Annotated in this window: 12 protein-coding genes and 1 pseudogene; 7 read left to right on the plus strand and 6 right to left on the minus strand. The window is 45.8% G+C overall.

Features of this window, described 5'->3' with window-relative positions:
* Window positions 1-50 precede the first annotated feature (50 nt).
* Together ICC18_RS33510 and ICC18_RS33515 are read right to left on the minus strand one after the other, a co-directional pair.
* The gene (locus tag ICC18_RS33510; protein WP_312029478.1) at window positions 51-368 is read right to left on the minus strand and encodes a lamin tail domain-containing protein; all 318 of its coding nucleotides are present in this window, start codon (window positions 366-368) and stop codon (window positions 51-53) included.
* 57 nt (window positions 369-425) lie between these two features.
* Window positions 426-1,067: pseudogene (locus ICC18_RS33515) on the minus strand (DUF2278 family protein); the annotation flags it as partial.
* Between the two features lie 177 nt (window positions 1,068-1,244).
* Between ICC18_RS33515 and ICC18_RS34690 the strand changes: the two are divergent.
* Window positions 1,245-1,775, plus strand: a complete 531-nt coding sequence (locus ICC18_RS34690) for a P-loop nucleotide/nucleoside kinase family protein (protein ID WP_376745602.1) — start codon at window positions 1,245-1,247, stop codon at window positions 1,773-1,775.
* On the opposite strand, the gene ICC18_RS00475 is transcribed toward ICC18_RS34690, so the two are convergent.
* Complete coding sequence (locus tag ICC18_RS00475) at window positions 1,684-3,039, minus strand: MFS transporter (protein ID WP_188172427.1); 1,356 nt, start codon at window positions 3,037-3,039, stop codon at window positions 1,684-1,686. The two genes, ICC18_RS34690 and ICC18_RS00475, sit on opposite strands and share 92 nt — an antisense overlap.
* 268 nt (window positions 3,040-3,307) lie before the next feature.
* Between ICC18_RS00475 and ICC18_RS00480 the strand changes: the two genes are divergently transcribed.
* From ICC18_RS00480 to ICC18_RS33520, 6 genes are all read left to right on the plus strand, one after another.
* Entirely contained in the window at window positions 3,308-4,012 is a 705-nt protein-coding gene (locus ICC18_RS00480; RefSeq protein WP_188172428.1) for an ABC transporter ATP-binding protein, read from the plus strand.
* 1 nt (window position 4,013) lies between these two features.
* Window positions 4,014-6,344 carry an ABC transporter permease gene (locus ICC18_RS00485; protein ID WP_188173169.1) on the plus strand — a complete coding sequence of 777 codons (2,331 nt, stop codon included), beginning with the start codon at window positions 4,014-4,016 and terminating at the stop codon, window positions 6,342-6,344.
* A gap of 201 nt (window positions 6,345-6,545) precedes the next feature.
* Window positions 6,546-7,022 carry a DUF2975 domain-containing protein gene (locus tag ICC18_RS00490; RefSeq protein ID WP_188172429.1) on the plus strand — a complete coding sequence of 159 codons (477 nt, stop codon included), beginning with the start codon at window positions 6,546-6,548 and terminating at the stop codon, window positions 7,020-7,022.
* Between the two features lie 10 nt (window positions 7,023-7,032).
* A complete protein-coding gene (locus ICC18_RS00495; protein ID WP_188172430.1) occupies window positions 7,033-7,251 on the plus strand; it encodes a helix-turn-helix domain-containing protein in 219 nt (72 codons plus the stop codon).
* A gap of 13 nt (window positions 7,252-7,264) precedes the next feature.
* Window positions 7,265-8,512 carry a DUF4153 domain-containing protein gene (locus ICC18_RS00500; protein ID WP_188172431.1) on the plus strand — a complete coding sequence of 416 codons (1,248 nt, stop codon included), beginning with the start codon at window positions 7,265-7,267 and terminating at the stop codon, window positions 8,510-8,512.
* Window positions 8,513-8,912: 400 nt separating this feature from the next.
* Window positions 8,913-14,975: a GH32 C-terminal domain-containing protein gene (locus ICC18_RS33520; protein WP_223192227.1), complete on the plus strand. Its 6,063-nt coding sequence runs from the start codon at window positions 8,913-8,915 to the stop codon at window positions 14,973-14,975.
* A gap of 400 nt (window positions 14,976-15,375) precedes the next feature.
* On the opposite strand, the gene ICC18_RS00515 is transcribed toward ICC18_RS33520, so the two are convergent.
* The 3 genes from ICC18_RS00515 to ICC18_RS00525 form a co-directional block, all read right to left on the minus strand.
* Complete coding sequence (locus tag ICC18_RS00515; protein ID WP_223192228.1) at window positions 15,376-16,269, minus strand: carbohydrate ABC transporter permease; 894 nt, start codon at window positions 16,267-16,269, stop codon at window positions 15,376-15,378.
* Window positions 16,270-16,294: 25 nt separating this feature from the next.
* Window positions 16,295-17,152: an ABC transporter permease gene (locus tag ICC18_RS00520; RefSeq protein ID WP_223192287.1), complete on the minus strand. Its 858-nt coding sequence runs from the start codon at window positions 17,150-17,152 to the stop codon at window positions 16,295-16,297.
* Window positions 17,153-17,329: 177 nt separating this feature from the next.
* The gene (locus ICC18_RS00525; RefSeq protein WP_188172434.1) at window positions 17,330-18,973 is read right to left on the minus strand and encodes an ABC transporter substrate-binding protein; all 1,644 of its coding nucleotides are present in this window, start codon (window positions 18,971-18,973) and stop codon (window positions 17,330-17,332) included.
* Window positions 18,974-19,085: the final 112 nt, after the last annotated feature.

The raw sequence follows: 19,085 nt of genomic DNA on the forward strand, positions 1-19,085 counted from the left end.
TTTTCCAATACAAATGAGGGCTGCCGTTTGGCTTCGAAATTTGCTTGCACTCAAAAGAGTATCGTCCAGCCTGGTTTTACTTGATGCTTCGTATATGAGACCCCGGCGACTTTTATGCCTCTACGATCAAGTAAAGTTATAATATCACCCTTATCTCGGAAGAATGCAGGTTCAGCTACGAGGATGGACATAAACTGTCCGGGTTTGATGATGCCATGGATCTTGTACTTTTGCTTAGCCTTGTTTGCAATGACCCACCCTGTCAAGTCTACGGAACGATTTGAAGCATTCAGCAGTGTGACCGTTTCGCTGCTGCCATCTTCAGTCAGAACGACTGCCCCAGCGATTCGAATGACGCCGCCTTCCACCTGAAACGGCGCCGCGTCGGTATCTAGAACTGGTTCCTCCGTAGGGCCAGTGATTACGTGTCCAGAATTATCATCGGTGTGCCATGACTGGGACTGGAAAGCGAGGAATACGGCGATCCACCTGTCTTCGGACGGGAAATGAATCAGTAACCCCCCGTCCTGGTAGACACCGTCGTCTTTCTTAAATGTGCCGCTGTTGCCTTGATTCATATGTATATTGTGAATGCCGTTTCCGGGTTCGAATCCAAAAATTTTGTCCGCCTTACCGTGTTCAGGACCCCATCTTTCACCGAATGCGTACAGAACGGCATCATCTGTTTCCATCGCGCGTCTGATGTAGAAGTCAAGCTTCTCGTTCAGATCGTTGTCTCTTCCCGGTATGTTGAATGCAAGTGGTAGCATATTGCGACGATCGAATAGATTGCTACGAATATAATCGAGTGCTTGTCCGTCAGGCTTGCTTGCGAGCGGTGAAAAACCAAATGGCATACCAGGCAATTCAGCCGTCATGACATGCTGAAAATGCTCAATCGTACAGTACAACAGCTCGGATGGGCGCAACTGTGACTTGACATTGATCGCTATGCGGAAGTGCTCGTTATTTGCGATAGTGTGCACCTGGTAATGCGGGTTTTCGTTGGTTCCGAGACGCCGGTCGTGTACTTTGCATTTGAGCAATCCGTAGGGATGGATGGGCATAATATTCCTCCTTCAATCCGGACTCGAAAATGTCCGTTGTTCACTCGACAAACATTTCCACGTAATGGGAATAATTCCTCTTTCTATACATTGTAACTTTTTGTAAACATGATACACATACAAAAAAGACGATATCGGATGTAAGATTCGATCAAACCAGGCGGCCTAATTATCGGAATAATGGCGAGTGGGAAATCAACGGTAGCAGAGTTGCTTTCCGAACGGTTCGTGAAATCGGTTCATTTGCGGGGAGATATTTTCCGGAGAATGATTGTTAATAACCGCAGAGAGGTTCACCCAGATGCTGGAAGTGATGAACTGAACCAATTGCGGCTACGATATCGACTGGCCGCACAGTCCGCGGATGCCTATTTTCAAGCAGGGTTTACAGTTATAGTTCAAGACGTTGTGGTTGGACCAATGTTAGATGATTTCATATCCTATATCCAAAGCCGCCCTTTTAATGTGGTGGTTCTTTGTCCAAACCCGTTAGTTGTCACACTAAGGGAATCTGCCCGTTTAAAAAAAGGATATGGTATTTGGACCGTTGGGGGATTGGATAGTCTGTTGCGAGATGACGACTTTATTGAGCTATCGGAGAACAAGTCCGAACACCTTAATGCCCCCGCTGCGCTTCTAACTCCACCAGCAGCTTCTCCACCCGTTCCTTGGATAAGTTGTACACCAAAGCGAGCAGCACGATTATAGCCAAGCTGCCGGTTGCCGGTACGATCGTAATCACCTGCTTGATGCGGTGCGCGACTTCTGGCGGCTGTTCAGCAAGCCCCTGTACGTAGCCGATAGCGCCCAGCGCGAAGCCGGCCAGTCCGCCGGACAGCGCTTGACCCAGCTTACGTGCGAAGGAGTACACCGAATAGACCGTACCCTCCTGCCGCTTGCCGGTGATATATTCGTGATAATCGATGATATCGGCCACTAGCGCCCATGTCAGCATCGTAATATACCCCAGCCCGATCAGCGAGAGGAATTGAAACGCCAAGTACACCCATGGGTTGACGTGCGGAAGCGAAAATAGCAGCAGGTTGCTGACGAACGTCAAGATGAGTGCGCCCGCCGCCACTTCCTTCTTTCCGAATCGGGCTACAAGCGGCTTTACAGTCGGCAGCAAAATAAACGAAACCGGTAGGACGATCAAGGTCATCCAGCTGAGCAGCTCACCGTTCTTGAAATAGTCTTTGAACAAATAAGGATTGAGCGATGCCATGAGGAAATTGACGGTTAGCATGATGATCGATGCGATGATGAAGGCGATCAGCGACCGATTCCGCAGCATGCCGCGGACGGTCTCTCCCCAGTCGACTCGGGGCACTTCATCGTAGCCGGCGGTGATCCGTTCTGTCGTTAATTTATAGCTGCCATAATAGAAAATCACGCTAAGCACCGCAAACAACACCGCAGCCGTCAAGAACCCTCCTGCCTGCGGCACGTTGTTCACGTCAAAGATTAGCTTAGGCACGGTAAAGGCAATAACAATATTCGCAATAGCCGCGCCAAGCGTCCGATATGTGGAAAGGGAGGTCCGTTCGAGAGGATTGCTTGTGATCGCCGAAGCGAGCGAGCCGTACGGGATATTCACACAGGAATACAGAGTGCCGTAAACCATGTAAGTAAGGTAGGCGTAGACCAGCGCCATTTGCTCCGACATCGATGGAAAATAGGTGAAGCAAAGCACCCCGAGCACGGAAATCGGTACGGAGAACCGGATCAGATAAGGTCTGAATTTGCCCTCTGGAGACGGCTTTCTACTATCGATGAACGAGCCAATCGCTACATCGCACAGCGCGTCCCACAGCCGAACGACCAAGAACATAACCCCGACGGCATGCCCGCTGATACCCATAATATCCGTATAAAACAACATCAGATACGTGGCCATATAGACGAAGAACAAATCGTTGGCCAAATCTCCGAACATGTAACCGACTCTATCTCTATTGCCGAAAGGTCTCATAGTGCGCCCCCTGTAATCGAATCGAACCGTTGAACCGCTTTCAGCCGCTTTCCGTCTGCTCTAATCATTGTATGGGAAACGCATGGATTAGGCAAAAATTTCAAAAGTTTACTGTTTCGTTTCAGCCTTCAGCCCGACTACAACCAGACTTTGGTCCAGCCGAAGGATGGGGCGGAAGTTGGTTGTTCCTCGTCTTCCGGCTTCGTATAATCGTATTGACAGTTTCTGGTAATAGGTTTGATTAATACGATACGAGGAGATGTAAGAAGTGAAAACGTTAATCGAATTCAAAAATGTATCGAAAGAATACAAAATAGGAGAAGTGCAAATCAAGGCTCTTAATGGTGTTGATTTTTCCATATCAGAAGGGGAATTCGTCGTTATTTTGGGTGCAAGCGGTGCCGGTAAAAGTACAATTTTGAATATACTTGGCGGTATGGATACGGCTACCTCAGGTCAAGTGTTTGTTGGTGATCAAGAAATAACAAGATTCAATGAAAAAAAATTAACAGAATATCGCGGTGAGGAAGTTGGCTTTGTATTTCAATTCTATAACTTAATTCCGAATTTAAATGCTCTAGAAAACGTTGAATTTGCCACTGAAGTGTGTAAAAACCACCTGGATGCTAAAGATATTTTGCAAAAAGTTGGGTTAATAAATCGGATCAAAAATTTCCCTTCCCAGCTCTCTGGAGGAGAACAACAACGAGTTGCTATAGCTAGAGCTGTTGCAAAAAATCCTTTACTTTTACTTTGTGATGAACCAACCGGAGCATTGGATTATGTGACAGGCAAGTCCGTCTTAAAGCTTCTTCAAGATTTGAATAAGGATACGAAAAAGTGTGTCGTATTGGTCACACATAATTCTGCAATTGCTCCAATGGCTGATAAAGTGATTAAGGTTAAAAGCGGGATGATCGAAAGCGTTATAATTAATGATGAAAAACAAGGTGTTGAAGGGATTGAATGGTGATATGAAGTTGTTTCTAAAGTTAATAAGGGACACTAAACAATCTATAGGTCAATTTATAGCCTTTGTTTTGGTTATCGCAGTAGGAGCTTTTTTCTATGCGGGGCTGGTCACATATAGCAATAATCTTAGTGCTTATACGGAGGGGTATTTCAAAGAACATAATTTAAGTGACTTAAATGTATATTACAATCAAATTTCCAAAAATGATGTGGCTAGTTTAAGCGAAAGTGAAGGTATAACTAAAATGGAAGGACGTTATACCTTTGAAGCGACGCAAGCCTTTGAAGATGATAAAGCTTCATTAAAATTTCATTCGATCCCTGTACAAAATGAAATCAACACGCCTACTATAATTGAGGGCAGTATCCCGTCAAAAAAGGATGAGATCTTATTAGATTCCCATTATGCAGCAGAACATCATATTCATGTCGGTGATCAAATCCGTATAAGTACGAATGAAAGAAATTTTACGTTTACCATTAGCGGCTTGTGTGAGAATGTGGAGCATGCAAAAAAGAACGAAATTCAAGACCATAAAACCTACGGAGTAGCCTATATGGCCGAAGAGACCATACCTGAAATCGTAGACGGCTTTTACTATAATGAAATCATGATTGATGCCAAGGAAGGTTACGATATTGACAAATTAGGTCAATCAATTGAAGAACAATCCAAACAAGAACAACTTGCTTATGTCAGCCAAGTAAGTAAAGAACGGACTTTCAGTTTTTCTAAAATCAATGAAACGATTCATAACAATAACTTGATGAGTAAGGTGATCCCTTTCGTTCTCTTTGTGATTGAAGCGATTATCCTTTTTCTTGCCATGTCAAGAATGATTGATTCTCAAAGAAAGCAAGTAGGGATTATGAAAGCATTGGGTGTGAAAAACAGAACCATCATGCTTCATTACATGGGATACCCTGTGCTGGTAAGTATCATAGGCTCAATCCTAGGTTGTGCCATTGCCGATCTTGTATTTGTTCCTTTCGTCACGGAGTCGAGTGCAAGGGCCTACTCGCTGCCTGGCATTACATTCTCCCTTTCTTTTTTTTCGATCATTCCTCCCATCATTTTCTCCAGTGCTTTTGGAATCCTATCCTGTTACTTAAGCGGCAGAGCCATATTAAAAGAACGTGCGGCACAGGCTATGCGTCCCAAACCGCCAAAGACGATGAAAAAGCTATTAATCGAAAGAGTTCCGGGTATGTGGCGTCATATTCCCTACAGTTACAAACTCATTTTGAGAAATATATTTTTAAATAAACAAAAAGCTTTAGCTAGCTCCATTGGTGTGGTTGTAAGCGCGGTTTTATTAATCACTGCTTTTGGCACGCAATCGGCCTTGCTAAAAGTAGCGGATCAAATTGAAGATGTTTATAACTATGATTTAAGAGTAGATTATACAATGGATACATCCTCTGATACGTTAAAACTACCCTACGGTATTAAGAATAGTTATTTTTTATCAACCTTTCCTGTTGAATTCATAAAAGATGATAAGAAAGAAAATGCCACTTTAGTTGTTACTGAAAAAGAAAACAATCTCATTCATTTCTTTGATGAAAATGACAAAAGGATCTCTTTAGAAAATGATGGTGTACTGGTACCCAAATCTTATGCCGACAAATATCATATTTTAGAGGGGGATCTCATCAAAATAAAGTTCACAGCACCAGAGCTTAAAAATAAAGCTGTAGATATGAAGGTTTTAAAAATATCTACACAGTATTCAAATCCGTCGTTTTATTGCACACCGGCGTATTTAAAGAGCTTTGACATAGACTACAGTCCAACCTCGCTTTTAGTTAAAGCAAATAGCTCTACAGATCTTTTAAGCGTTCGTAACTTCTTTGAACAAGATCATCATGCAGATACAATTGCAGATAAGAATGATCTAAAGAAATCAGCTCAATATATTTTGAATCAAAACAGTTTTGTATTTATCATGTTTATCACTTGTGCCGTCATACTCTCCTTTGGAGCCATATATACGATATCTTCCATAAACATTTATGAAAGGAATCGTGAGCTTGCAACACTTAAGGTACTAGGTTATCAAAAAAATAAAATAAACAGACTTATATTTTTGGAAAACATCATACTGACCACATTTGCGGTCATTGTAGCTTTACCGATAAGCGGCTATATTTTTTCGATTATTATTAAGGCACTATCTAGTACCCATCAACAAATCCCGGATAAGTTAAATGTTTTTATCCTGTCGGTATCTGTTATTCTTGCATATTTACTTACCATTCTGTCTAACTTATTACTTAGGAGAAAAATAAGTAAAATAAATATGATTGAATCATTAAAATCTATAGAATGAGAGACAGCAATTCGTTCTGGATTTCACAAGGTGTATGGGCGAATTGAGCTATCGAAGAAGTATAGTTGAGGAGCTTGCCACGGTGCAGCTTCTCTTTTTTCATTAACAACAATAATATATTTAACAACAGTAATATTTTATTGTAAAACGATATATAATGTGTTAAAGTCAAATTAATAATACATAAGTGAGGTGCTTTTTATGAAACGAGGAACAACATTGTTTTTAAAGATAGCAGTTTTTCTTATTGGAACTCCAGTTCTTGCTTTGTGTATATTTGGGTTGCCTTGGTTAGCTAAAAATCCAATAAATCCAGATTATGACCATATACTGTATCCCGTTTTAATAGGTATGTTTGTATCAGCGATACCGTTTTACATTGCATTGTATCAGGCTTTTAGACTTCTAAGTTATATTGACAAGAACAAAGCTTTCTCACAAATATCTGTTAAAGCTTTAAAGATTATTAAATACTGTGCAATCACAATCAGTACCTTGTATGTGGTAATGATGCCATTCGTTTATCTCGTAGCTGAGAAAGACGATGCCCCAGGTCTCATCATAATCGGAATGGTCCCTATCTTTGCTTCAATGGTAATCGCAGTATTCGCTGCTGTTCTACAAAGACTTTTACAAGAAGCGATTGATATAAAATCAGAAAATGATTTAACGGTCTGAGGTGAATAACATGGCGATAATAATCAACATTGACGTGATGCTGGCTAAAAGAAAAATGAGCGTAACCGAACTTTCGGAGAGGGTTGGAATAACAATGGCTAACCTTTCTATATTGAAGAATGGAAAGGCAAAAGCGATTCGATTATCAACTTTAGAGGCGATTTGTAAGGCTTTAGAATGTCAGCCTGGAGATATTTTAGAATACAAAATTGACGAAGACAATTATTAGGGGAGGTATAACCATGGACATTAACAATCTGATTATTGAAAATATGGCAAACCCCCATGAGCTGGAGAGAATGTTTAGAAAAGAACCCGAAGCTTTTAAAAAGTCATTCTCATACGCTTGGGAACAAAACCCTGATTCGCAGGTACTTGCCGTTTGGTATGAAAGATTGCATTTCAAGGAGACGGTAAGTACAGACAAAGCTTCCTTGCTTAAGAAGGATTTCTTATCCATGGGCATTTTAGCGATTCTGGCCGGGATAGGCAGCAGGATAATTTTTCATTTTACCGAACAGCAAGCAATAGCCCCTATTAACCTTGTTTTTGGTATACTTCCCTTTATTGCCGCCTATTTTGTATTCAATAATCCTCCCCAAAAAAATATTCTTTACACCCTTGCATCGTTATTCCTAATCTCCGGATTTTATCTTAATATGCTGCCACTAGAGCATAAAGACAGTATTATCCTGGCTTATCTACACCTTCCCATTTTCTTATGGGTATTATTAGGGCTTGCATTTACAGGGAATGAATATGGCATAGGCAGCACAAGATTAGCCTATCTTAAATTTAATGGGGAATTTTGCATACTCTACGCCAGCATGGCAATCAGCGGAATGCTGCTAACAGCATTAACCATGCAGTTATTTAGATTTGTCGGCATGGATATATCTGAATTCTATTTTAAAAATGTCGTTTTATTTGGTGCTGCCGCTCTCGCTATTGTGGCTACATACCTGGTATCAAAGAACCTTAGACTTGCTAAAAATATAGCACCATATATAGCCCGAATTTTTAGTCCTCTTGTACTGGCAACATTGTTGGTCTATCTTGTAACGGTTATTTGGGTCGGAAAAAATCCATTCTTGGACCGCAATTTCCTCATATCCTTCAACGGAATACTCCTTAGTGTGTTGGCCGTCACCATATTCACCATTACCGAAAGCGGCACAGACAAGAAAAAGAACATTTCTGATTATATAAATTTTGCCCTGATTGTTCTTGCTCTTATCATTGACAGTGTGGCTTTATCAGCCATAGTGTTCAGGCTTTCTTCTTATGGGATTACGCCCAATAGACTTGCTGTTTTAGGCGTAAACATACTTATCTGGGCCAATCTGATTTGGATTATGCTGTCCTATATGCGTTTTCTACAAAACAAAACAGGACCGTTGGCCATCCAAGATGCCATTACTAAGTATTTACCGGTCTACGGACTATGGGCAGCTTTCGTTACATTTACCTTTCCTTTAATTTTTTATTAGAAAGGCTCTGTTTAAGTAATATCAAACCTAACTTCCGCATCTTTCTAAAATGGCTCCTGTATTCCTCGAGAAAAATATTATTATATAAATTGACAGAACCTTGTTAAGAAAATATGATTAGGTTAGTTTACGAAGCGGCTATTTAGGTTGCGGGTTAAACGATCGTATGAATAAACTTGGAAAGGAAGGGATTCATGAAATTTACTACGGAGTTTACGTAAACGTTTACGTCAAATTGTAGGGTGGCGGTTAATTTTAACAAAGTGGTATGCCCCTTGCGTAAACGTTTACGCAAACGTTTTCTTGAGTTGGTAAGTTTTTTATCTAGTAGAATACCAGCATTGCATTTCCCACTTCATTGAGAAAATAGATGAATCTTATTTAGGAGGAGATCTGTCAAATGAGGCATTGGAACTGGTTTAAGCGCTTTCATCTTTATGCACTTATATTTGTATTCGTTTTCAGTTCATGTATGAGCGGGATCCCCGGCACAGGCCTATCGATCAATCAAGCTGCTGCCGCAGATGATATTCCGGATGAAATCGTGAATCCGGATTTCGAAACCGGAGATCTTACAGGTTGGACGACGACGGGGGAGGCTTTCAGTACGGCGGATGTCTCCGATGTGGAGACCTATTGGGCCGAGAAGAAGCCTTTTAAGCATAACGGAAAGTATCACTTGTGGGGGTATCAAGATGGTGGCGATAATCAAAAGGGGACGATGGAATCGTCTCGTTTTCGCTTGGCCGGCGATAAGTCGGTCGAAGGCAGCGGACGGGTGAGCTTTCTCGTTGGCGGAGGCAACCGCAAAGACGCTATGTATGTAGCGCTTGTTCGTGCCTCGGACGGACTCGAACTTTTCAAGGTGACGGGACCCGAGGATGAGGGCTATACCCGAATCACTTGGGACGCCTCGGACTATATCGGGGAGACGCTGTTTTTCCGGGTCGTCGATAACGCGGAGGGCGGATTCGGCCACATCAACGTCGACGATTTCCGTACGAAGCTCCCGCCTCCGGGCATCATCAATCCGGATTTTGAAATGGGGGATTTGACGGGCTGGACGGTCCTTGAAGGCAATGCTTTTGCCGGAACGGTAACAGCCGAAACTCACTATTGGGGCGGTGCCCATAAGTTTGAGCACCACGGGAAGTTCCATCTCTGGGGATTTTCCGGCGTGCCCGGTGAGCAAGCGGACGGAAGGACGGGTGTGTTGAAGTCGAGTCATTTCCAAGTATCCGGCAGCGGCACGATCAGCTTCCTCATTGGAGGTGGCAGCGATATCGACAATTTATACGTAGCGCTGGTTCGGGCATCGAACGGGGAAGAGCTGCTCAAGGCGACCGGACAAAACTCCGAAACGTACAGCCGTGTAACGTGGGAGGCCAAGGCTTATCTCGATCAGGAGGTTTACATCAAGATCGTCGATCGTCATACAGGCGGATTCGGCCACATCAACGTCGACGATTTCCGAATGAATATAGAGACGGCTCCCTATTCGGAGAATTACCGTCCGCAAATTCATTTCAGCCCGGAAACCAAATGGATGAACGATCCGAACGGGCTCGTTTATTATAACGGCGAGTACCATTTCTTCTACCAGCATCATCCGAATAGCACCGAATGGGGCACGATGCATTGGGGTCATGCGGTCAGCCGTGATCTGGCGCACTGGGAGCACCTCCCGATCGCGCTTGCGCCGGACGCGAACGGTTGGATTTTTTCGGGGAGCGTAGTGGTCGACAAGAACGACACGTCCGGATTTTTCGAAGGGGGTTCCGGTCTGGTTGCGATTTTCACGCACGCGGACACCTATCCGGGCACGAACCGCTCCCGGCAGCGCCAAAGCTTGGCATATAGCACAGATAATGGCCGAACTTGGACGAAATATGAGAACAATCCTGTACTTTCGGACGAAAGTATAACCGATTTCCGCGATCCAAAAGTGTTCTGGCATGAAGACTCCAAGCAGTGGGTGATGGCGCTTGCGACAGGACATTCCGTCAGCTTCTATGCGTCGTCCAATTTAAAGCAGTGGACATTTACCGGCAAGTTCGGGGAGGGGGAAGGCTCGCACGAAGGCATGTGGGAATGCCCCGATTTGTTTGCGCTTTCAGTAGATGGCGACCCTTCCAATAAGAAGTGGGTGCTCGTCGTCAGCATCGGCAATGACGATGCCTATCCGGAAGGCTCGAGAATGCAGTATTTTATCGGGGATTTCGACGGCCGGACTTTTACAAATGCGAATCCGGCCGAGCAGGTGCTTTGGTTTGACCATGGCCGGGACATCTACGCCGGCGTGACTTGGTCGGATATTCCGGATGAAGACGGACGACGCATTTTGGCAGGGTGGATGAGCAACTGGAAGTATGCGGGGGTTACACCGACTGAAGTATGGCGCGGTGCCATGACGCTTCCTCGCGAGCTATCGCTGCAGAGCGGCCCGGAAGGCGTACGTTTGGTGCAAAAGCCGGTGGAGGAACTGAAAAAGCTGCGGCAGGAGAAGCTGAGCTGGTCCGATCAGACGATCGAGCCGGGAAGTAATCTATTGGAAGGTGTGAGGGGCGGCGTGATGGAAATCATCGCGGAGTTCGAGCTCGGAACCGCCCAAGAGTTCGGCTTGCAGGTTCGAAAGTCGGACGGTGAACAGACCGTAGTCGGGTACGTTTACGGGCAGACTGTGAGCGGCAGCGTTTATGGCAGCGGTACAATGTTTGTCGACCGCACCAACTCCGGCGAGATCGGGTTCCACCAGCAGTTCCCTAGTGTAGAGAAGGCGCCGCTCGCGGTAGAGAACGGTACGGTCAAGCTGCATGTATTCGTCGATGCGTCATCGATCGAACTGTTCGGCAATGACGGCCAAGCGGCGATCACGGATCAGATTTTCCCAGGGCCCGAAAGTACGGGCTTGGCGCTGTATGCCAAGGAAGGCAGCGTAAAACTGAAATCGCTGGATATTTATCCGTTGAAAACGATTTGGGTGGACACGAAAAATATCGTGAACCCGGATTTTGAAACCGGCGACCTGGCGGGTTGGACGGTTGAAGGAGATGCCTTCCAAGGCTCTGTCACCGATAAGTCGACTTATTGGGATACGAACCGGCCGTTCAACCAGCACGGAACGTACCATGCGTGGGGCTATCACGGTGCGGCTGACGGCATTAATCCGGATTCGCGTACCGGCACGCTCACTTCGTCGACCTTCTTGCTTGACGGCTCAGGGCAGGTTGATTTCCTGATCGGCGGAGCGAAGGACATCGAACATCTGTATGTAGCCCTGATCCGGGCATCGGATGGAACGGTTCTGATAAAAGAAACGGGACCGCATCTTGCCGATTTTGAAACGTACCGGAGAGTGAAGTGGGACACTTCTGCTTATTTGGGTGAGGAGCTTTATTTTAGAGTGGTGGATCAATCGCTGACGGGCCATATCAATGTCGATGATTTCCATGCGTATATCGCCAAACCGCTCGCGGTATGGAAGCTGGATGAAGCCTCCGGCAAGCTGGCCGAAGATACGATGAGCGGCATGAAAGATCCGATCGATTATGTATTCAATAACGCCCGTTATAAAGCGGACAGTGATCCGGTGCGCCGCCAAGGCATCCAAGGGAATGCGCTGTTATTCGACGGCTATTCCACATGGATTACGCGCAGTGTGGCGAAAATCGAGAAGCCGAGGGACGCAATCACCCTTGAAGCGTGGGTAGCACCGAGAGCATATGAATGGGGCGACGACCGACGGCCTTCAGCGATCGTCAACCAGCATGACCGCAGTGCGAAGCAAGGGTACTTGCTGGGCATGTACCGTCACGGCTCGTGGACGATGCAGCTCGGACTCGGCTCGGAGTGGGTGGAAGCGTGGTCGGAGAACAAACCGCTCGAGAAAAACAAATGGTCCTACGTCGTCGGCACCTACGATAAAGCGGCTTCGGAAATCAAGCTTTATTTGAACGGGGAGCTTGTGACCACACAAAAAACGCCTAAAAACGCGACCATTAATCCGTCGTTCAGCGATCTGCTGATCGGCAAAAACAACCAAGGCGTGCTGTTAAGAGGCACCACCACGATGAATATGTTTAACGGGGTGATGGATGAAGTCAAAATTCATAAACGTGCTTTGAGCGCTGATGAAATCAAGGAAGCTTTCGACAGTTATGTGCCGCAAGCAGGGGGGAACATTCCTGCGATTGCGGAGAAGGATTTGGCGATCGACCGAGCCCTGCTGGCCGACGACCGACACCGGCCGCAGTATCACCTTAGCGCTCCGGGACATTGGATGAACGAGCCGCATGCCCCGATTTATTTTAACGGCCAGTATCACCTGTTCTATCAGCATAATCCTCAAGGACCTTACTGGCACCATATTCACTGGGGTCATTGGGTAAGCGACGACATGGTGCATTGGCGGGATATGCCGGTTGCCCTTGCGCCTGAGAAGAACGCTCCCGATCCGGACGGTACATGGTCAGGCAGCGCGACGTACGACGAGAACGGCCTTCCGGTCCTGTTCTTTACGGCGGGTAATGACGCCGCATCGCCGAACCAAAGCACGGGGCTTGCTAGAAGCACCTTCATGCAAGACGGCGACAACGACTTGAAAACCTGGGTCAAACACCCGGTTCCGGTCACCCGGCAAGAGCCTGGAAAAGGCAGATTCGGCGATTTCCGCGATCCGTTCGTGTTCCAAGACGGAGACCATTATGTGCAGCTGGTAGGCTCCGGACTGGATGGCGGCGGCGGAACGGCGCTCGTCTACACATCCGACAATTTGACGGATTGGGCCTACCGAGGCCCGTTATTCGAAAGCAATTATGCGAAATATCCGTTCCTCGGCACGGTGTGGGAGCTTCCCGTCCTGCTGCCGGTAGGGAAAGACCAGGAAGGCCAAACGAAGCATATCTTAGCCATTAATCCGGCGGGTAAGGATGCCGATGTCGAAGTTTACTACTGGTTGGGTACCTGGAATAGCGAAACATTCAAATTCGAGCCGGATCATGAAGAGCCTCGTCTGCTCGACGTTGGAGATTACCATTTCACGGGGCCGAGCGGATTTGTAGATCCGCTAACCGGGCGGACCATTCTGTTTACGGTTTCGCAGGGCGAACGCACGGCACAGAGCGAGTACGATGCGGGCTGGGCCCATAACGGTGGCCTGCCGGTAAGTTTGTCTCTACGCGCGGATGGTCAGCTCGGCATCGAACCGATTCAAGAGCTGGAATCGCTGCGCGGACCGAAGCTGGTGACGATACAAGACGCAAAACTTGAGAAGGCCAACGAACTCTTAAAAAACGTGAAAGGCGACATGCTGGAAATCGTGATGGAGTTCGGCAAGACGGAAGCGGTGCAATACGGCATCAAGGTACGTCGTTCCCAGAACGGGGAAGAGGAGACACTGCTGTACTACGATGCGGACACAGCCACTTTCAACGTAAACCGTGAGAAATCAACGCTTGATCCGGATGAAATTACGCGAGGCATCCAAGGTGGCAAGCTGGAGCTGAACGGCGAAAATCTGAAGCTGCATATTTATTTGGATCGCTCGATGATTGAGGCAAACGCCAATGGGCTGAAAAGCCTAACGACCCGCGCCTACCCGAGCCGTTCCGATTCTTTGGGCCTGCAAGTCTGGGCGGATGGCGACGTCAAAGTAAAGTCAATGGAAGTGTGGCAGATGAATTCAGCGTACGGACCGACGGTACCTGCTTACGAGCCAGCTCTGCGACCGCCTGCCGGAGAATTGACGAATCATGACTTTCAGACAGGCGATCTCACCGGTTGGACCGTCGTCAGCGGCAGCACCTTCAGCAATGGCAATGTGAACGACCGCAATGAATGGGGGTGGGGCGGACCATTCAATATGGCGGGCGTTCCAGGCAAGTATCATCTGTGGGGTATCCGTCCCGGCGAGGTCGAAGATGGGGGAACCGGAGAACTGCGTTCGGAAACCTTCGTGCTGGGCGGCGACGGGCAGATCGACTTCCTGATCGGCGGAGGCAGCGACATCAATAACTTGTACATTGCCTTAGTCCGCGCGTCCGACGGCAAAGTATTAATGAAACAGACCGGCCATAATTGGGAAATGTACCTCCGCCGGTTTTGGGACGCCTCAGCCTATATCGGGGAAGAGCTGTATATCCAGATTGGCGATAAAGCAACCGGCAGCTGGGGGCATATTAATATCGACGATGTGAATGTTCCGGTTAAGCTTAACGTCAGCATCAGCACCCTGCTGCAGCAGGTCAAGGATTACGGGGCAGCCGGGAAATTGGAGAAGTCCTTGTATGCGCAGTTGAAGAATAAGGCGGATCAGTCCGCGCACCAGCTTAGTAAAGGATCAAAGGAGCAAGCCGTGAAGTTTCTGGAGGATTTTCTCCGCGTGCTGGATGGCAGCAGCGCTTCGGATGAGGTGAGAGAGAAGCTGGCCGAAACGACGATGTGGTTGATTGCGGAGTGGAAGTAGGTGAAAAGGCGGCCCGAGTCGAAAACTTCGGTCCTACGGGGAAAACAACTGGTGCGGCGCCATGTCGGCCCCAGGACCGTGGAATTAGATGTGGATGGCAGGCTGAGATTCCCGCCGGTTTAAGAGCTTCAGGTGCTCAGGCGCGAACATTATCATCATGCGAATGCTAAAATCATGCGGAGGAAGCTACTTGGTAATCTAGTTCGTACATGCAAATGAAGGCGAAGCGTTGATAACCCCAAAAATGGTTAAGGGCTGGTTTGCAAAGGAACCCTTAACCATTTTTTATGAGTTAACTATGGATGAATCTAATAAATCATTCTTTGGAATGAACGTTGCTTGAATCTGCTAAACCTGCTCAGTCCGATAAGCCTTATTAATCCCGCGAGTCTATGCCCGATCAGCCTTTAATAGAGCCGATCAATACGCCTTTTTCGAAGTATTTTTGGATAAACGGATACAGGATTAAAATCGGCAGCGTAGATACGATGATAACACCATACTTGATTTGATCGGCATATCTTTGCGCATAGCCACCCGCATCGCCGCCGACGCCTGCTCCACCAGCAAAAACCTGATTCGATAAAAGAATATCTCTTAATATGATTTGCAGCGGCTGCAGCTCATTTTTTCTGATATAAATCAAGGCCGTGAAGAAATCATTCCAGTGTGCGACCAGGTAATACAGGCCGATAACGGATATAAGCGCTTTGGACAAAGGCATCGCCACCTGTACAAAAAACTTGAAGTGAGAACAACCGTCCATCGCAGCTGCCTCATACAATTCCGATGGCAAAGAAGTTTCAAAAAACGTTCGTGCAATAATGAGATTGAACACGTTAACGGCAAATGGCAAAATGAAAACCCACATTGTATTGGTCAAGTGCAGCCCTTTTATCAATAAGTAAGTTGGAATCAAGCCTCCGTTAAAGAACAAAGTAACGACAAAGATTAACATTAGCGCGCGTCTTGCCAAAAATTCTTTCCTTGATAGCACATAGGCTGCTGGCAAAGTGAATAGCAAATTTACAAAAGTGCCGAGTAACGTATATACAATTGTATTTCGATAACCGCCCCAAATTCTGGCGTCTTTAAAAATTTCCTGGTATCCAAAAAAACTGATGCCTTTCGGCAGAAAAAAGACATGACCGGTTGAAACAAGGGTAGAGTCACTAACGGATGCAATAATGATAAAGTACAACGGATATGCAATGATTAGAAAGATCAAGATACATAGCACAAATAGAATAGTACGGAATATGATTTCATTGCCATTCTTGCTTAATAGACCCAAGTCCACTCCCTCCTTCGACATCCCATTACCATAGACTCATATTTGAATATCTCTTCGAGATGGCGTTCACGGCAATCAAGAAAATAAAATTAACGACCGTATTGAACAAACCAATTGCCGACGAGTAACTGAATTGATTAGATACAATACCGATCTTATATACATAAGTGGCAATAACTTCGGAGACAGGGAGATTTAACGAATTTTGCATTAAAAAGATTTTTTCAAAGCCGGTGCCTAGCACATTCCCCATGCTGAGAATAAACAAAATAATCATCGTAGGAACAATAGCAGGTATATCCACGTAACGTATCGTTTGCCATCTGCTGGCTCCATCCATTTTTGCGGAATCATACAATTGCGGATCGACCGTGGAAAGCGCAGCTAGATAAATGATGCTGTTCCATCCGCAGTGCTGCCAAATATCAGAAAGCACATAGACAGGTATGAAGGTTTGTGTGGAGGCCAGCAAATTTATATCGCCCATACCAACGGACTTCATCAAATATCCAACAATGCCTGTCTCCGGCGACAACAAAACGTTCAGCATCCCAACCAGAACGATCGTCGAAATAAAATGGGGTAAATACACCGTCGTTTGTAAGATTTGCTTTGCTTTTTTTCTTCTGATCTGATTCAGTATCAATGCCAGAATAATAGGAGCGGGGAACCCGAGTACAATCGACGCCAAACTGATGGTAAATGTATTTTTCATTAAATCGATAAACAAATAGCTGTTCATAAATTGTTTGAAATAGAAGAGCCCGCGCCAAGCTCCTCCCGTGATACCCTTTGCAAAATCATAATCCCGGAAAGCAAGTTGAATACCGTACATCGGAACATAATTAAAAATTAATATGACGGCGATTGCCGGCAAAATCATGATCCACAATTGATGGTCGCGTTTGAAGGTGCTGACAACAGTCGGTTTTCTCGCTAAGCGGATACCGACCGTATTTTTGCTGATTTCGCTTATTTGAGAGCTCATTCAGGCATTCTCCCTTTTGGATAGATGCTATGCCGTCCGCATAGATCGCATAGCATCTATCATCATGCGATTTTATTTGTTCTTACTCATGAAGTTATCGTAGTATTTTTGCATAATCTCAATATTTTGCTGCAGTCCGGCTTTTTGACATTCTTTCACATACGCATCCCACCCAGCTTCAATGCCGCCTTTCGTAACCCATTGCGCAAATTTGGGATTCGCCAAATTCATGAGATTTGTGTTGTTCAAGCTTAACGTGCTATTGTCCGCAGTCGAATATTTGATTAACAAGTTAGGGAAGACGTCGGTCTTCGTACTTACACTCAGAGCGCCCTTTAGCGGTTCGGATTGCGTGAGAACCTCGCTCATATCCTTGCCGAGATTCAATTTTAAAGCATCTGCAATATACATAGGTCCGTTATCCGCCATCGTAGACGTCCATTTCCAAGTTCCCGGATCCATTTTCGAATCCGATGGCGGCAGTACGCTGTAACTGTCATCTCCATTATCCTTGATATTCGGACCTAATGAACCGAACAAGACTTGCATGCTGACTTTAGGATCATACAATTTATTGATGAATTTCATAGCCGCATCTTTATTCTTCGTTTTCGCCGACATGACTACCATGTTGCTTCCGAAGTTCAAGGAGTTGTAATCATAGCTCCAGGATAATTTAGCGTTAGAATCTGCTGACCTCTTTAATGGGGACATCGACGCATATTGCGGCGCTACCTGGTCTCCGAACCTGTCTGATGCGACCCAGCCCCATGTAAAGCCGACTTTCGCCGTATCTCCGGTGCCACGGGCAATCGACTGGTATTTCGTGTAATCGTGAGTAAATACTTCGGGGTTAATCAACCCGGCTGCGTAGCATTTGTTCAAAAATACAACTAAATTTTTAAAACGTTCGTCGATCAGGAAGTTTTTCACTTTCCCGTTTTCCACATAATAGCCTTGGCCGCTTCCGTCGGATAATGTAATGCCTTCACTTCCCAAGAGAACAGCAGGATTGAAATATCCGCCGATACCTCCCGGCCAGTCCATAGGGATCTCATCATTCGGGTCGCCGTTGCCGTTAGCGTCTTTTTCCTTAAACGCTACCAGTACATGATATAATTCATCCCACGTTGTCGGCATTTTTAGCCCCAGATTGTCGAGCCATTTTTGATTGATAAATTGTCTTGTAGCAGAAGCGGGCCAAAAGCGTTGGTATTTGGGCAAGCCGTAAATTTTCCCGTCAGGTTGCGTGGCAATCATTTTTGTTTCGGGTTTGGAATTAAACATCAATTGAACATTCGGAGCGTTTTTGTTGACCAAATCGGTTAAATCTTGGAACAGGCCTTGGAATTGCGCAAAATCGGCATCAGAAATGACATTAGGACCAACAAATAAATCCGGAACATCACCGCTGGCAAGCATGGTACCCTTTTTCTGTCCCCAATCTGCGGTAATCTCTTGCCATTTGATTTGAACGCCTGCTTCTTCTTCCGCCTTTTTCAACCATTCCATTTCAGCAAGCGGTTTGGTAAGCGGGTGTTTGACCATTATGGCTGTTAATTGTACTTTAGCACCGCTATTACTTGCATTTCCCGTTCCGGAGTTGCTAGTTCCTCCGCTTTCGCCTCCGGCTTTGGTGCCGGATTCGCTGCAGCCTGCCATTACAATGGCAGAAACCATAAACAATGATATTACAACTGCCAACTTTTTACGCATTGCCATCATCACCCCATCCAATATTGGTAATTTGCAAAACCTTGCCGATTGCACCTTAACTTTAATCTTCGTTCGGGGGGGCGTAAACGAGCAGTTTTTGATGAATGCCCAT

Source organism: Paenibacillus sedimenti, from assembly GCF_014534655.1.
GTDB lineage: Bacteria > Bacillota > Bacilli > Paenibacillales > NBRC-103111 > Paenibacillus_E > Paenibacillus_E sedimenti.

Bases quoted from the DNA above. Each gene is read 5' to 3' on its own strand.
- ICC18_RS00475 (WP_188172427.1), bottom strand. From the start codon at position 3,039: ATGAGACCTTTCGGCAATAGAGATAGAGTCGGTTACATGTTCGGAGAT.
- ICC18_RS00485 (WP_188173169.1), top strand. From the start codon at position 4,014: ATGAAGTTGTTTCTAAAGTTAATAAGGGACACTAAACAATCTATAGGT.
- ICC18_RS00490 (WP_188172429.1), top strand. From the start codon at position 6,546: ATGAAACGAGGAACAACATTGTTTTTAAAGATAGCAGTTTTTCTTATT.
- ICC18_RS00495 (WP_188172430.1), top strand. From the start codon at position 7,033: ATGGCGATAATAATCAACATTGACGTGATGCTGGCTAAAAGAAAAATG.
- ICC18_RS00500 (WP_188172431.1), top strand. From the start codon at position 7,265: ATGGACATTAACAATCTGATTATTGAAAATATGGCAAACCCCCATGAG.
- ICC18_RS33520 (WP_223192227.1), top strand. From the start codon at position 8,913: ATGAGGCATTGGAACTGGTTTAAGCGCTTTCATCTTTATGCACTTATA.
- ICC18_RS00520 (WP_223192287.1), bottom strand. From the start codon at position 17,152: ATGATTTTGCCGGCAATCGCCGTCATATTAATTTTTAATTATGTTCCG.
- ICC18_RS00525 (WP_188172434.1), bottom strand. From the start codon at position 18,973: ATGCGTAAAAAGTTGGCAGTTGTAATATCATTGTTTATGGTTTCTGCC.